15 protein-coding genes and 1 pseudogene are annotated in these 15,060 nt (G+C 56.3%); 9 read left to right on the top strand and 7 right to left on the bottom strand.

Annotated elements, in window-relative coordinates; translation table 11 throughout:
- Positions 1–9: 9 nt before the first annotated feature.
- Positions 10–999, bottom strand: a complete 990-nt coding sequence (gene mgrA, locus ACLRGG_RS15695) for an L-glyceraldehyde 3-phosphate reductase (RefSeq protein WP_416250645.1) — start codon at positions 997–999, stop codon at positions 10–12.
- A gap of 208 nt (positions 1,000–1,207) precedes the next feature.
- Here mgrA and ACLRGG_RS15690 point away from each other — a divergent pair, with 208 nt between their 5' ends.
- Together ACLRGG_RS15690 and glk are read left to right on the top strand one after the other, a co-directional pair.
- Complete coding sequence (locus ACLRGG_RS15690; protein WP_416250644.1) at positions 1,208–2,860, top strand: alpha-keto acid decarboxylase family protein; 1,653 nt, start codon at positions 1,208–1,210, stop codon at positions 2,858–2,860.
- A 159-nt stretch (positions 2,861–3,019) separates the two neighbouring features.
- Positions 3,020–3,985: a glucokinase gene (glk, locus tag ACLRGG_RS15685; protein ID WP_067705838.1), complete on the top strand. Its 966-nt coding sequence runs from the start codon at positions 3,020–3,022 to the stop codon at positions 3,983–3,985.
- 156 nt (positions 3,986–4,141) lie between these two features.
- On the opposite strand, the gene ACLRGG_RS15680 is transcribed toward glk, so the two are convergent.
- Together ACLRGG_RS15680 and ACLRGG_RS15675 are read right to left on the bottom strand one after the other, a co-directional pair.
- Entirely contained in the window at positions 4,142–4,873 is a 732-nt protein-coding gene (locus tag ACLRGG_RS15680; RefSeq protein ID WP_416250643.1) for a LytR/AlgR family response regulator transcription factor, read from the bottom strand.
- 25 nt (positions 4,874–4,898) lie between these two features.
- Positions 4,899–6,584 (bottom strand): LytS/YhcK type 5TM receptor domain-containing protein, encoded by a 1,686-nt coding sequence (locus tag ACLRGG_RS15675; protein WP_416250663.1) that lies wholly within the window; start codon positions 6,582–6,584, stop codon positions 4,899–4,901.
- A 154-nt stretch (positions 6,585–6,738) separates the two neighbouring features.
- Between ACLRGG_RS15675 and ACLRGG_RS15670 the strand changes: the two genes are divergently transcribed.
- Both ACLRGG_RS15670 and alaC read left to right on the top strand, forming a co-directional pair.
- Positions 6,739–7,266: a GNAT family N-acetyltransferase gene (locus tag ACLRGG_RS15670; protein WP_416250642.1), complete on the top strand. Its 528-nt coding sequence runs from the start codon at positions 6,739–6,741 to the stop codon at positions 7,264–7,266.
- Positions 7,267–7,384: 118 nt separating this feature from the next.
- Positions 7,385–8,620: an alanine transaminase gene (gene alaC, locus ACLRGG_RS15665; protein WP_416250641.1), complete on the top strand. Its 1,236-nt coding sequence runs from the start codon at positions 7,385–7,387 to the stop codon at positions 8,618–8,620.
- 40 nt (positions 8,621–8,660) lie between these two features.
- Here alaC and ypdK read toward each other — a convergent pair whose 3' ends face one another.
- The 3 genes from ypdK to ACLRGG_RS15650 form a co-directional block, all read right to left on the bottom strand.
- Positions 8,661–8,732: a membrane protein YpdK gene (ypdK, locus tag ACLRGG_RS15660; protein WP_156484989.1), complete on the bottom strand. Its 72-nt coding sequence runs from the start codon at positions 8,730–8,732 to the stop codon at positions 8,661–8,663.
- A 96-nt stretch (positions 8,733–8,828) separates the two neighbouring features.
- Positions 8,829–9,857 carry an HlyD family secretion protein gene (locus ACLRGG_RS15655; RefSeq protein ID WP_416250640.1) on the bottom strand — a complete coding sequence of 343 codons (1,029 nt, stop codon included), beginning with the start codon at positions 9,855–9,857 and terminating at the stop codon, positions 8,829–8,831.
- A complete protein-coding gene (locus tag ACLRGG_RS15650) occupies positions 9,854–11,458 on the bottom strand; it encodes an MFS transporter (protein ID WP_416250638.1) in 1,605 nt (534 codons plus the stop codon). Before ACLRGG_RS15650 ends, ACLRGG_RS15655 begins: the two co-directional genes overlap by 4 nt.
- Positions 11,459–11,621: 163 nt before the next feature.
- Between ACLRGG_RS15650 and ACLRGG_RS15645 the strand changes: the two genes are divergently transcribed.
- The 4 genes from ACLRGG_RS15645 (at position 11,622) to ACLRGG_RS15630 (ending at position 14,176) form a co-directional block, all read left to right on the top strand.
- Positions 11,622–12,404: an IclR family transcriptional regulator gene (locus ACLRGG_RS15645; RefSeq protein ID WP_416250637.1), complete on the top strand. Its 783-nt coding sequence runs from the start codon at positions 11,622–11,624 to the stop codon at positions 12,402–12,404.
- Positions 12,405–12,416: 12 nt separating this feature from the next.
- Positions 12,417–12,869 carry a universal stress protein gene (locus tag ACLRGG_RS15640; RefSeq protein ID WP_416250636.1) on the top strand — a complete coding sequence of 151 codons (453 nt, stop codon included), beginning with the start codon at positions 12,417–12,419 and terminating at the stop codon, positions 12,867–12,869.
- Positions 12,870–13,337: 468 nt separating this feature from the next.
- A complete protein-coding gene (locus ACLRGG_RS15635) occupies positions 13,338–13,484 on the top strand; it encodes a hypothetical protein (protein WP_416250635.1) in 147 nt (48 codons plus the stop codon).
- A gap of 404 nt (positions 13,485–13,888) precedes the next feature.
- Complete coding sequence (locus ACLRGG_RS15630; protein WP_416250634.1) at positions 13,889–14,176, top strand: hypothetical protein; 288 nt, start codon at positions 13,889–13,891, stop codon at positions 14,174–14,176.
- Positions 14,177–14,604: 428 nt separating this feature from the next.
- Here the strand turns inward: ACLRGG_RS15630 and ACLRGG_RS15625 are convergent, their stop codons facing one another.
- Positions 14,605–14,730 (bottom strand): hypothetical protein, encoded by a 126-nt coding sequence (locus ACLRGG_RS15625; protein WP_416250669.1) that lies wholly within the window; start codon positions 14,728–14,730, stop codon positions 14,605–14,607.
- Positions 14,731–14,735: 5 nt separating this feature from the next.
- On the opposite strand from ACLRGG_RS15625, the pseudogene ACLRGG_RS15620 reads away from it, so the two are divergent.
- A pseudogene (locus tag ACLRGG_RS15620) lies at positions 14,736–15,060 on the top strand (DDE-type integrase/transposase/recombinase); the annotation flags it as partial.

The raw sequence follows: 15,060 nt of genomic DNA, 5'->3' as shown, positions 1-15,060 counted from the left end.
CTCATGCTTTTAGCCGAGAATCGCGTCGATGCGTGCCAGCTCCTGCCCGGTGAAATCCGGGTTTGCGAGCATGCCAACGGCATCATCGATCTGGCTGGTTTTGCTGGCCCCAATGAGTACGGAAGTGACGCGGTTGCCGCGCAGCACCCACGCCAGCGCCATTTGCGACAGTTTTTGACCGCGCTGCGCCGCCAGCTCAGTAAGCTCACGCACTCGGGTCATATTTTCCGGCGTTAGCCGATCGGCGCTGAGGAACTGGCTCCCGCTGGCAATCCGCGAGTCATCCGGGATGCCGTTCAGGTAGCGATCGGTAAGTATGCCTCCCGCCAGCGGTGAAAAGCCAATGCAGCCAACGCCCTCTTTTTGCAATACATCAAGCAGGCCCTGCTCCGGCGCGCGCTCGAGCATCGAGTATTTCGGCTGGTGGATCAGGCAGGGCGTTCCCAGCTGCTTCAGCAGGCCGATGGCCTCAGCCGCGCGGTCGGCCGGGTAATTGGAGAGCGCGATATACAGGGCTTTGCCCTGGCGCACAATGTGGTCCAGCGCCATCATCGTCTCTTCCAGTGGCGTTTCCGGGTCGGGACGGTGGTGATAAAAGATATCGACGTAATCAATGCCCATGCGCTTAAGGCTCTGATTAAGGCTGGCGATCAGATATTTCCGCGACCCCCAGTCGCCATAGGGGCCATCCCACATGGTATAGCCCGCTTTGGAGGAGATAATCAGCTCGTCCCTATAGGGGGCAAAATCCTCGCGCAGCAGGCGACCAAAATTTTCTTCAGCCGAGCCGGGAGGGGGGCCGTAGTTATTGGCCAGGTCAAAATGGGTGATACCGTTATCAAAGGCATGTCGTAACAGTTGACGACTGTTGTCCAGGCGGGTGGCATCGCCAAAATTGTGCCACAGCCCGAGTGAAATAGCCGGAAGCTTAATCCCGCTTCGTCCGCAGCGATGATAAACCATTCCGGCGTAACGTTGTGCATCTGCCTGATAAACCATTGAAATGTCCTGTAAGTGTCGGGCCAGTTTTACCCAAAGCTTAGCAGTGTATACGGTTACACTAAATGGAATAGCGGGGTCGATCGCAACTTGAGGAAAATTCTGAGGCGTAACGCTTTGTTGCCGTTTAGCGCTATGGTGCATCTTTAACGCAGTGAAAGTTATCGGTAATACTCTCTACTACGTTTGCTGTTTACAGGGGAAAACCATGAAAAGCTGCACCGTTGGGGAGTATCTGCTTTCTCGCTTACACCAGTCAGGGATCGATCATCTTTTCGGCGTACCGGGGGATTACAATCTTCGCTTTCTTGACCAGGTTATCAACAGCCCGGATATCGCATGGGTAGGCTGCGCCAATGAGCTGAATGCGGCCTATGCGGCGGATGGCTATGCGCGCTGCCGGGGGGCAGGCGCCCTGTTGACCACCTTTGGCGTCGGCGAGCTTAGCGTCCTCAACGGGGTGGCAGGCAGCTATGCTGAGTATCTGCCGGTGGTGCATATCGTCGGCGCCCCCGCCCGGCAGAACAGCCGCAGCAGGCTGATGCTGCACCATACGCTGGGAGACGGTGACTACGATCACTTTCTGCGTATCTCACAGGAGGTGACGGCCGCGCAGGCGGTGCTAACGCCAGAAAATGCCGCAGCGGAGATCGACCGCCTGTTGCAGATTGCCCTGCACACGCGTCGACCGGTTTACATTTACCTTGCCACCGACGTGGCGGAGGTCAGCATTACTCCGCCTGCCGCACCGCTTTCCACGCCGCAGCCGACGGATCCGCAGATAGCTGCGGCGTTTTCCCGCGCCGTTGAGCTGCGTTTCGCTGCGGCGAAAACCATCGCGCTGCTGGCGGATTTTCTCGCTGACCGGGCGGGGCTAAGGCCCGCGCTGCAGCAGTTTCTGACCGAAATACCGATGCCCTTTGCCACCCTGCTGATGGGTAAGAGCGTACTGCCGGAGTCTCTGGATGGCTTTGCCGGAACCTACGCCGGGGCAGCGAGCGCGGGGAAGACGCAGGCGATTATCGAACGGGCTGACGTGATTATTACCCTGGGCGTGCGCTACACTGACTCCATCACTGCCGGATTCACCCAGCAAATCGACAGCGACAAAACCATTGCCATTGATCTTCACGACAGCCGGACAGGAGAAGATAACTTCTCACCCTTGCCCATGGCACAGGCGCTGGAGATTGTCCATCAGCTCGCGCGGCGTTACGCCAGCGGCTGGGATCTGACGCCGCCGCCGCCGCCCGCCTTAAGCCATGTACCCTCAGACAGGCTGACCCAGAGTACGCTCTGGCAGGCCATGCAGGATTTTCTACGGCCCGGTGATATCGTGCTGGCCGATCAGGGGACCGCCGCCTTTGGCGCGGCGGTGCTGCGGCTCCCTGAGGAGGTGACCTTTATCTGCCAGCCGCTGTGGGGATCGATAGGTTACACGCTTCCCGCCGCCTATGGTGCGCAGATTGCCGCCCCTGAACGCAGGGTAGTGCTCCTTATTGGTGACGGTGCCGCACAGTTAACGATACAGGAGCTGGGTTCGATGCTGCGCGATGGGCTAAAACCGGTGATATTTGTGCTGAATAACAGCGGATATACCGTGGAGCGGGCTATCCATGGCGAGCATCAGCGCTACAATGATATTGCTCAGTGGAACTGGACCCAGCTCCCCGGTGGTTTTAGCGTGCATAACGAAGCCCAGAGCTGGCGGATAACGGAAACGGCGCAGCTGGTTGAGGTTATGCAGGTTATCGCGCAAACTTCCCGATTGTCGCTGGTTGAAGTGATATTGCCACGGATGGACATCCCACCTTTGTTAGCGTCGGTCAGCGCATCCATGAGCCAGCGTAATGGCGGTTAAAGGCATAATTAGGATTGATGCCCGTGGGCAAGTGGCGCGCAGGCAGGTAAGGTAGGCGGCGGCAGCGCTTTTTACGCTCTCCATTGTGTGGAGAGCGTTGTTGTTTCAGCGGGGGAAATTTATAGTGTGTTTAAATGACGTAAGCGGAGCAAAACAATAATGACTAAGTATGCTTTGGTAGGTGATGTCGGCGGCACTAACGCCCGCCTGGCACTGTGTGAAGTTGAGAACGGTGCCCTGTCACAAGCCAAAACGTTCTCCACAGCAGATTTTGCAAGCCTGGAAGCGGTGATCCGCGCTTATCTTGACGAGCAGCAGCAGGACATAACCGATGGCTGTATCGCTATCGCCTGCCCGATCACGGAAGACTGGGTTGAGATGACCAACCACGACTGGGCATTTTCCAGCAGCAAAATGAAGGCTAATCTTGGCTTTGAGCACCTGGAAATTATTAACGACTTCACCGCCGTGTCGATGGCCATTCCGATGCTGTCGGAAGAGGACGTTATGCAGTTCGGCGGGACCGAACCGGTAAAGGACAAACCGATCGCCGTCTATGGTGCGGGAACCGGGCTGGGCGTGGCGCATCTGGTACACGTTGATCAGCGCTGGGTCAGCCTGCCGGGCGAGGGCGGCCACGTCGATTTCGCTGCCAATAGCGAAGAGGAAGACCTGATCCTCGAAGTGCTGCGCGCCGAGCTGGGCCACGTCTCTGCCGAGCGCGTGCTGTCGGGCGCGGGCCTGGTTAACCTCTACCGGGCGATTGTAAAATCGGACGGACGGGAGCCGGATAACCTGAAGCCGAAGGACGTTTCATCCCGTGCGCTGGACGATAGCTGCACCGACTGCCGTCGCGCGCTGGCAATGTTCTGTGTGATCATGGGCCGCTTTGGCGGTAACCTGGCGCTAAATCTGGGTACCTTTGGCGGCGTCTATATTGCCGGAGGCATTGTGCCGCGCTTCCTCTCCTTCTTCAAAGCGTCCGGCTTCCGCGCGGCGTTTGAGGATAAAGGGCGCTTTAAAGATTACGTGCAGAATATTCCCGTTTACCTTATCACCCACGACCAGCCGGGCCTGCTGGGGGCAGGGGCTCACCTGCGCCAGGTGTTGGGCAGCATTCTGTAAATGCTCCCCCTCAGAGGCGACAGCGGCCCTGGGGGCATCTCCCTGACAGGCGACAGCGGCATGGGCCGCTGGAGCTGTCACTTACCGCTTAACAGCGGCCTCAGATATCCACGCTTCTCTTCACCCCCGTCCTCCGCTGGCACCTGCGCTTCCCGTCTACAGCCCCATTAACTGGCGGAAGGCTTTCACCTTGCTGCGACTGACCGGTACCTGGAAGTCGCGATCGCGCAGTTTCAGCATATAGGTATTGTTAAACCAGGGTTCGATTTCGCGAATTTTGCTCAGGTTAATGCACCAGGAGCGATGGCAGCGGAAGAAGGCATCTTTGGGCAGGCGGCTGCAAAATTCTGAGATAGTCATCGACATCACATACTCTTCACGCCGCGTATAAACAAACGTCAGTTTCTCATGTGCTTCGACATAATAGATGTCGTTGATATCGGTTACGATAATGCGCTCATCCTTCACCAGATTCACCGTGCGGGGCTGGGGCCGTATAGCGTCTGGCGCGGTATGCAGTTTCGCCTGTTGGAGCGTATTCTCCACCTTATGCAGCATGGTGACGATACGCATCTCCTGGTACGGCTTAAGGATATAGTCAAAGGCCTCCAGCTCAAAGGCTTCCACCGCATGCTCTTTACAGGCGGTGATAAAGACAATTAGCGGCCTGACGGCGAATTTACTGATATTTTGCGCCAGCAGTACGCCATCCAGCGACGGGATATTAATATCCAGAAAAATGACATCCGTCTGGTGCGTTTGCAGGTACTTCAGGACATCCAGCCCGTCATCAAAGGTTGCCTCAATAGTCAGCTGGCTGTGTTGCTTAATCATCCAGCTCAGCTCCTGCTGCGCCAGAAATTCATCTTCAACTATAATCGCTTTCACACGGCTGTTTCCGGTTAATACGGCCTCAGGCCGTCAGTGACATACGCTGGTTTTCCGGCAGGATCGCCCCGTTTTTACTGATGTAAAAAGCTATTTCCGTGCCCGGCATCAGCCGGTGTATATGCAGTCCTTCACCGTACAGCAGTTTGACCCGATGGTGGACGTTAAGCAGACCAATCTTGTTGCCGGGCATTTCGTTATTTTCGACTCTGGCGACCACGTCCTCACTGATGCCATGGCCGGTATCGCGCACCGAAATGCGCAGCCGATCGCCCTGGTCCCTCACGCTGAGCGTGACCACCCCTTTACCCCGACAGGGGTGGATACCGTGTACGATGGCGTTTTCCACCAGCGGCTGGATCAGCAGGCTGGGCAGCACGCCGTTAACCTCTTCATCGATATCGTAAATCACGGTGAGCTTGTCGCCAAAGCGCGCCTGTTCAATCGCGATATAATCTTTTATCTGATACAGCTCTTTTCTGATATCAATCATCTCATCATCGTTCAGCTCAAGGTTATAGCGCAGATAGCGGGCAAGATTGCTGATCAGCTGACGGGCAGTATCGGGATTGATGCGAATGGAGGAGGAGATAGCGTTGAGGGCGTTAAACAGAAAGTGGGGGTTTATCTTGCTCTGTAGTGCCCGCAGCTCCGCCTTATTAGCCATCTCCCGAAGCTGTTCGGCGCGGGAGACTTCCAGCTGAGTGGAGATAATTTGTGACAGGCCAATTGCCATTGCCCGCAGCGACCAGGTAATGCGGTGGGCATGGCGATAATAGATTTTCAACGTGCCGGTGACTTCGCCTTTTTCCCACAGGGGAATGACGATCATCGAATGAATTTCCGGCGTACGGTGTGCCTCATCGTTGTTTTTGATAATGATTTGACCGTAAGCGATGGCTTTGGCCGTGGTCGGGCTAATTTTATCATCACCGTTGTCGTAGTTCTCTTGCCCCACGCCGACATAGGCGAGGATCTGGTTCTTATTGGTGATAGCGACCGCATCCGCGCTGATATCGCTGCGGATAATATCGCAAACGCTGCGCATCGACTGGCTGTTAACCTGACGAAACAGCGGCAGCGTTTTGTTGGCGATATCCAGGGCCAGCTTAGCCTGTTGGGCGGCAATGGCCTCTTTTTCCCCCTCAACGCTCTGAATAAGCAGCACAATCAGGCCAATACTGGCGGCACCGAGGATCATTGGCAGGGCAATTTCGCTGATAATCTCCAGGCCAAGTGAAAAGGGCCTCGCCCAGAGCACGATCAGCAGCATGGTCAGTGATTCACACAGCATGCCGCCAAGAATTCCTACGCTCCAGCGCTTTTCCTTGTTAACTTTAAGATTAATCGCGCCGGAAACAAACCCGGCGATGATGCTGGTGATCAGACAGGGGACCGCACTGACGCCGTGAACGTCCGTCAGAAAACGGTGCAGACCGGCAATCACCCCGGTGATGATGCCGACCCAGGGCCCAAATAAAATGCCGCCGGACATAATCGCGATGGTGCGCACGTTCACCAGCGAACCCTCAACGTTTATGCCGCTCCAGGTGCCAAACAGGGCAAACAGGCTGAAAATCGCCGTGACCGCAACCCGCTCCTGCCAGGAGTGCTCATCTTTTTGCAGCAGCTGACGAAACTGATGAACGCGGGTCATGAAAAACAGGCAAATCAGCATCAGGGCGGTGCGTTCTAATACGGCAAGCAGCATATCAAAGGTCGTGTGCACGGGTGCCTCGGCAGACGTGAAAAAGTCATCGCCTATAATAAGTAAAGCAGGGAGGTTGTGCCAGGCATGAGGTCGTGGATTACCCCGAACAGCTATCTGGATCAATTTTCATCTTGCTGACCGCCAGAGGATATTTATGCAACTGACCACTGACAGGCTTCGACTGACCCGCCTGGCGCCAGACGACTGGCCGCTGTTTCAGCAGGTACACCGGGATAAAACCAGCATGGAATTTATCAGCGAGGTGCCGCAGGAGGCCGATATTCGCCAGCGTTTTACCCTGCGCCTCGCTCCCTGGCAGGTGACCAGCTACCATATGCTCTGCCTGACGCTCCGTCTGGCAGAAACCGGTGAAGCCATCGGTCTGATTGGCGCGAACGCCGAATGGATCCCCTGGCGTCAGGCTGAAGTGGGCTACTCGCTGCTCAGCGGGTATTTTAACCAGGGCTATGGCACCGAAGCGCTGTCGGCGCTGGTGGATTTCCTGTTTGAGGACTGTGAGTTCCATAAGCTCCGGGCGCAGGTGGTGGAGGGGAACTGGCCTTCGCGCCGCGTGCTGGAGAAAAACGGCTTCCAGCTTGAGGGCATGCTGCGCGACAATTATCTGCTGCGCGGTCAGTGGGTCAATGACTGGGCCTTTGGCTGCCTGGCGCGCGATCGTTAAAAAAATGTTATGCCTCCTCTCGACAGGGCCGGTCCGCCTGCGATATGTTCATTGACAGACCAGTTTCTGGTCAGCGTCGCTCGGACGGTCCGGGCGCTAACGTAAATCAGAGGTTTCAATGGCTGACATCAGCTCTGCACGTCGTTTTTCCCGTATCGAACGTCTTCCGCCCTATGTTTTCAATATTACCGCTGAACTGAAGATGGCCGCGCGCCGTCGCGGCGAAGATATCATTGATTTCAGCATGGGGAATCCTGATGGCCCCACGCCGCCGCATATCGTTGAAAAACTGTGTACCGTAGCCCAACGTGATGATACGCACGGCTACTCCACCTCGCGCGGCATTCCCCGTCTGCGCCGCGCTATTTCTCGCTGGTATGCCGATCGCTATCAGGTTGATATCGACCCTGAAACAGAGGCGATTGTCACCATTGGCTCGAAAGAGGGGCTGGCGCATTTAATGCTGGCGACGCTGGATCACGGTGATACCGTGCTGGTGCCAAACCCCAGCTATCCGATTCATATCTACGGTGCCGTGATCGCCGGTGCTCAGGTCCGTTCGGTACCGCTGGTTGAGGGCGTAGATTTTTTCAACGAGCTTGAGCGGGCGATCCGGGAAAGCTATCCGAAGCCGAAAATGATGATTCTCGGCTTTCCATCAAACCCCACTGCCCAGTGCGTGGAGCTGGACTTTTTTGAACGGGTTATTGCGCTGGCGAAGCAGTACAACGTGCTGGTGATCCACGACCTCGCCTATGCGGATATCGTTTATGACGGCTGGAAAGCGCCCTCCATCATGGAAGTGCCCGGTGCGCGCGAGGTGGCGGTAGAGTTCTTTACCCTGTCGAAAAGTTACAATATGGCCGGCTGGCGTATTGGCTTTATGGTGGGAAATAAAGAGCTGGTTGCTGCGCTGGCGCGTATCAAAAGCTATCACGACTACGGCACCTTTACGCCGCTACAGGTGGCGGCCATCGCCGCGCTGGAGGGCGATCAGCAGTGCGTGCGTGATATTGCCGAACAGTATAAACGCCGCCGTGACGTGCTGGTCAAAGGGCTGCATGAGGCGGGGTGGATGGTTGAGATCCCTAAAGCCTCCATGTACGTCTGGGCGAAGATCCCCGACCACTACAGTGCTATGGGATCGCTGGACTTCGCTAAACATATGCTACAGGAGGCGAAAGTGTGCGTTTCGCCAGGCATCGGATTTGGTGATTACGGCGACACCCACGTGCGCTTCGCGCTGATAGAAAACAGCGATCGTATCCGTCAGGCGGTAAGAGGGATCAAGGCGATGTTTCGTGCGGATGGCATTCTTCCAATCGCGACTAAAGCCAGCGAAGAAAGCGTTTAACGGCTGGGGCCGGGCCGCCGGGCCTGGCCCAGGCTACGGGTTACAGCATCAGTAAAAAAGTGCCAACCCAAATCAGCAGAATGAATGATATTCCCATCAGTGCATATTTCACAAACGCGTCCTCTGAGCGGTTATGGCAGAATAGCGGGTCAATTTACCCCCTCTTCCCGCGTAATTAAAGCCGGATACGCTCAGACTCTCCCCGTCGCTAACGCGGCTCGATTTCCGCAATCACTGACATCCCCACGCGCAGACGTGTCTGGTCGCCCTGTCCAGGCTCCAGCACGATTTTAACCGGCAGGCGCTGAGTCACTTTGGTGTAGTTACCGGTGGCGTTATCGGCGGTGATCGCCGCAAAGGTTGACCCTGTAGCCGGCGCAATACTGTCAACGTGCCCATGCAGCGTGACGCCGGGCAGGGCGTCGACACTGAGGGTCACGGGCTGACCGGCGCTGACGTCGGCCAGCTGCGTTTCCAGAAAGTTAGCCAGCACGTAAGACTGGCTGAGAGGAACGACCGCCAGCAGGCGCGTGCCTGCCGTCACCCAGGCACCCTGTCGCACCGTGCGCTGGCCGACAGTGCCATCAACCGGAGAACGAATAAGGGTGTAAGAAAGGTTCAGGCGGGCCTGATCGACCGCCGCCGTCGAAGCCGCGATATCGGCATTCGCCTGGCTAAGGCTGGCGCGCAGTACCCCGATCTGTTTACGGGCCGAGAGCGCAGCGGCCTGGCTCTGACGCAGTTGGGAGGCGGCTTCCTGCATCGCCGCCTGGGTTTTCTGCTGCTCATCCGCAGTGCCGGTGCCGGTGCTCAGAAGACGACGGTAGCGCCCGGCATTCTGCTGCGCATAGTTGAGGGTGGCTTCGCTGGCGCTGACTGCCGCATCGCTTTGCGCAATCGCCGCCTGCTGCTGCTCCAGCTGAGCCTGCACGCTGCTTAACTTTGCCTGACTGATTTGCAGGTTTGCCTGTGCCGTTTCCAGCGTCACGCGGTAATCCCTGTCGTCGATGGTAGCCAGCGTGTCGCCCGCCTTAACCTGCTGGTTATCCCTGACGTTCACCGCACGGATATAGCCCGACACTTTGGGCGCGACCAGCGTGTAATCGGCCACTACCGCCGCATCATCGGTCCGGGCATGATGGTGGCGCATTGCTGACCAGACAAAAAAGGCGCAGGCCAGCAGCAGGATCAGCAGCAGCGCTAAAAGCAGGGGTCGTTTTGCAGGGACTAAACTCATGATAATTTTCCTGGCGCCTGAATAGGATGTTGAAGAAGCGTTTGTGGCGGATAAACGCGTTTCGGTAGCCATGCCGTCAGCAATACCAACAGCAGGGCGAAACCGATAATCAGCAGGTAGCCATCGCTGATGCTGAGGATCACTGCCTGATGTTTAACCAGCATGGCGAAATGGCCTAAATTCTCCACTGAGCTGACCGAACCGTCCGGGAGCAGGGGCGAGAGCGGGCCCGCGCTGGCAGCATTATCCGCCGTGATGGACCAGGGTCGATTCCCCAGCTGATCCACCAGGCGATGAGAATGGAACTTCTCGCGGTGGGTAAGGAAGTTTTCGACCAGGCTACCGGCCGCCACGCTGGAGAAACCCCGCACGGTATTGAACATCGCCGAGGCATAAGGCCCTTCCGGCGGCAGAACCACGCTGGTGGCGCTCATCAACACCGGCAGGATAAGCATCGGTTGTCCAAAAGCCTGTAGCGTCTGGATAAGCCAGAAATTTTGTCTGCTCCACTCATCCGTCAGCTGCATACCCATCAGGCAGGAGAGGCCGATCAGCATTGCCCCAACGGTCAGCATCCAGCGGCAGTCTATCCAGCGCAAATTAAGCAGCGCGGCGAGCAGCGGTGCAATCAGAAGCTGAGGCAGACCGATAGTCAGCGCCAGCGGAGCAAACTGTGCCGAACGGAATCCCCCCACCTGAGCAAACCAGGCCGATGGCAGGGCGGAGCCGGAAAGCGCAACCAGCAGAACGCCCGCCAGCACCAGCAGCCCGTGGCTCAGGTTTCTGCGCGCCAGCATCTGCATTTTGAACAGCGGCACCGGGTGAAACCACTCATTGATAAAAAACACCACCAGCAGGGCCGCCGCCGCCAGCAGCATGGCGGCGATCAGCGGTGAGTTCAGCCAGTCCAGCCGCTCCCCCTGGCCGAGCGCCAGGATTAACAGCGCCATCCCGCTACAGCCGGTCAGCATGCCGAACAGATCGATCTGCTGAAAACGCGCCAGCCGCAGCGGATCCTGAGGGATCCCCCAGCCAATCAGCAGGCCAGCCACCAGGCTGGGCGGTATCACCTGCCAGAAAACAAACTGCCAGCCGACGGAGTCGGTCCAGAAAGCGGCCAGCGAGGCAGCCATATTAGGACCGAAGGTCGCAGTCAGCGCATAGGCGGCCAGGCCATAGAGTTTGAACGGCGGCGGTAAAAAACGCAGCGCCACGGTCATCAGCAGCGGCGGCAGTGCGCCGCCGAACAGGCCCTGCACGACCCGCAGGGTGACAAACAGGCCGGGCGTAGGCGCAAAGGGTTGCAGCAGGCCAGTGGCAGCGAAGCCAAAGGTCATCACCAGCGCAAACCGCCGCAGGGAGAAGGTGACGGCAAACCAGGGGGCAACCATCATTGCCGACACTTCTGCTGCCTGCCAGGCGGAGGTTATCCAGGTTGCGCTATCGTAACTAAAGCCAATCGCCGCACGCACGTCGGCCAGCGCCAGATCGGTGACGCGGTCATTAAGCCCTGAGGTCATCGCCGCGATCAGCACGCCCACCATTCCCAGCGCCAGACGGAGGGTAAAAGGATGGGGGGCCGGCGCCGGTACAGCATTCATAACAAGGCTCCGCATGAAAAGAGGGTAATCGGTGCACTGTATTGCATAGCGATACAGTGGGCGACGATATTACCCTGCGATAGGCTGTATTGCAATGCGGTACAACGTGCCGGTGAGGATAAATTAGTGCTAAAGTATCGCCATCCAAAAACAAGGAACGCTTATGTCTGAACTTTCAATCCCGCGGGATGAAGATCGAGCGGGTGGGATCCAGGTTATCGCGCGGGCGGCAAAGATATTGAATGCGCTCGGCGACTGTCCGAACGGCATGAGCCTGGGAGAAATTGCTCAGGCGGTTTCCCTGCCGCGCTCGACGGTGCAGCGGATCGTCGGTGCGCTGGACTCGGTCCAGCTGGTGCGCAGCCACGGCGTTGGCGGAGTGCGGCTGGGTCCGGCGCTGCTGCGACTGATTGCTACGCTACATACGGACGTGGTGGCCATTGCCCAGCCGTGGCTACAGGCGCTGAGTGATGCTACCGGCGAAACCGTGTCACTGGCGCGGGCAAGTGGGGTTCAGCTGGCGATTGTTCACTGCGTGGTGGCCGACCGCGAGCTGCGGGTGGTGCCGCGTATCGGTCTTAATCTGCCGCTTTACAGCACATCAGGCGGCAAAGCGCTGCTGGCGCTGGACAGCGATGAGCAGGCCCGGGCGCTGGTGGGCGATGCCTACAAGGCGATGACAGACCTTACCGTAAAGGCATTCCCAGAGCTGCTCGTGCGGCTGCATGAGATCCGCCGTACCGGATTATCCTATGACCGCGGCGAGACGCTGGAAGGAATTTCTACTATGGCGGTAGCGATCGATACTATTTTGGGACGCTTTTCCATTAGCTTACTGGTTCCATCCACCCGTTTTCAAAAGCATGAGGCGCTCTATCGTACCGAGATCCTTAAATGCAAAGAGGCGCTGGTGGATGAGATAGGCAAGGTGGCCCTTCGTAACTAACAGGAGAGGGATATGAAAACGCTTTTAGTGGCCGTTGATAACTCAGCCATCGCCCGTAAGGTTGTACAGCTGGCCAGTGAGCAGGCCTGCGCACTTCAGGCTCAGGTGGTGGTCTTATGCTGCGTTGATGCCAGCTACGCCAGCACGACTGGCGCCTGGATTATTGAGGCCGGGGAAGACCCGGGTGACTTTGGCGCGGCTCTGGACGAGCAGAACACTGCCGAGGCTGCCGTACGTCAGGCGCTGGCGGGCTTACAGTCCGCAGGCGTGACGGCAACCGGACGCGTAGTAGCCGGTGAATCGGCGGAAACCATTGTTGCAGTGGCGAACGAGCTGCATGCGGCGATGATCATTATGGGGCGCCGCCATCTCTCCTCTTTTAACCGGCTGCTTAAAGGGTCGGTGAGTGCGGCCGTGATTGAACATGCCAGCTGTCCGGTGCTGGTGGACGTACGCGCCGACTAGCGCTTCATTATCAGGGCTGGCGCAAGCTGGCCCTGCATAACAGGATATCATTTTGATTTCACAGCCTACCCTTGTTTCTTTGATCTCCGGCCTTGCCGTTATTTTCATTCTCTCCCTGCTGCAAAAACGCGGTGTATTCAGTAAGACGATGGCGGTCATACTGGCATTTCCCCTGCTCTTTGTTGGAAACTTCTATTATTTCGGCTGGCGGCTGGCGGCTGGCGGCTGCCGCAGGAGCAGCATGCAGAGAAAATCGCCAGGACAGTCAGGCATCTGGCCCTGCAGCCGGTCTGGCGCACGATAAAAATCCAGCAGCCCGACCTTTATAAAAAAATTGAGCAGGAATATCTGACGGCACTGGAAGAGGGGACAGATGAAGCGGAAGCCCGGCAGCGGCTGCGCCCCGATCTTGCTGACCTGCTTAATCAGCGACTCGCTTATGCCAGCGACAGCGATGTGGTGGCCTATATGCGTATTTCAGTCGAAGAGATGAAGGTGCTGCGGCAGAAAGATGCCATGGACAGCTTTTTGCAACACGCCAGCGGAACGGCAGCGCAGCAGGATACTTCGGGTGCAAATCAATACAGTCAAAACGCTTTATCGGAAATGGGGTAGCGACCTGCAAACGCTCAATACACCCGCCGAGCCAGACATTAACCGGACTCAACTCTGTGATATGACCCTCGATCTGTATCAATCCGTGCTGGCACTTTCGGTTAATCGTTCTGCGGCCGTTTTGCGTATCATACTCAGCGGAAACGCCAGTTAAGCAAAAAAAAGCCCGCTCGCCGCGGGCATAAATCATTGTAATTTTATAGTAAATCCTGGTGTGGTGCAGACTCGTTGCTGTGTCTGACTGCATAATCGCATTCCCTCGCCAAAGACGCCAGATGGTTCGTTGAATCGAATCAATAGGTAAGTTAATGCAAATGTCGGCTAAAGAAAGCGCAAATATAGCTTTTTCCGATAGCGAGAAGAGCAGAGGCTGATATCATGCCGCACCAGAGGAGAGTAATAAGATGAAAAAGAGTATTCCCTGTCTTGTTGCCCTGGCTGCACTGCTATTAGCAGGCTGTACGTCAGGAAAAACTGGGGCATTTGAAAGAGTGGATGAAGACCCGGCTGTAAATACCGTCCAGTATCGCTTTAATCCGACAACGGTAAATGAAACGGCGATGCAAGAAGATGTGCAACGTTATTGTGCCGATCGGGGGTTTGACACCGTCGAACCGATTAAACCTCAGGCGAGCCGTCTGCCGGGATTAATGAAAGCATGGTATCAGTGCAACTACAGTATTAAGGGATAAGACATAAAAAAGGGCGGGGGAATCCCCCGCCCTGAATAATAGTGTTTCTTTATTGTTATATTGCTGTGCGCAGGCTCTGCCCGCAAGGAAAGTGAGCTTTTTCCCGTAATTAGCGATATGAAATCTGTACGAACCACATGCCGGGTCAGGCATTTTTACCCATGCCCTGATAATTATTGTAGACCACATCTACTGCCCTGTAGGGTTCATCCTTCCGTTCAGGCATCTTTATCTGAATGTTAGAACTTCATTTATCTTATGCCAACAAAGTTAGCGACAAATAGTGAAGAAATAATGCCGCATTTGTCGTTTTTTTTATAAAGATATGTCCAGATGATTCGGCTTATTTTGCATAACTGTACAATTGATGGACATCAGAAAATGATGAAAAAGCCATGACGGAAGAATTATCCTAAATCAAACCCTGTTTATTCAACAAAGCTTATGGCCTTTTTGTCTTTAGTGGCTTCGACGAAAGCACCTTTGATTTGAATACCACAGTCATTGCCGGCTTGGGTGCGCTTTGTTGCCCGCCAGCGGCTCAGTAATGTCATTCTCGTGGCTTAACCCTTCCGGTTTTTGCCCGTGACACATTGATGAAACGTACTGGAAGGTGAATAGCCGCTGTGCTTATCATTACCGCGCTGTTGACAGATGGGGGCGCACCGTCGATTTGTATCTCTTCCCACGTCGTAACAGCAAAGCCGCATACCGGTTCCTGGGTAACATCCTCAACAACGTGAAGAAGTGGCTGATCCCGCGGTTCATCAACACGGATAAAGCGCCCACCTATAGCCGTGCACTCGCGCTGCTCAAATGCGAAGGCCGGTGTCCGCCAGATGTTGAGCACCGACAGATAAAGGGTAATCCCCCCGAAAAACCGG

The sequence above is a fragment of the Erwinia sp. PPS120 genome, assembly GCF_047918655.1.
Lineage (GTDB): Bacteria > Pseudomonadota > Gammaproteobacteria > Enterobacterales > Enterobacteriaceae > Erwinia > Erwinia tasmaniensis_A.
Note: the sequence above shows the minus strand (reverse complement) of the source record. Positions and strands in the feature narration are given on the sequence as shown.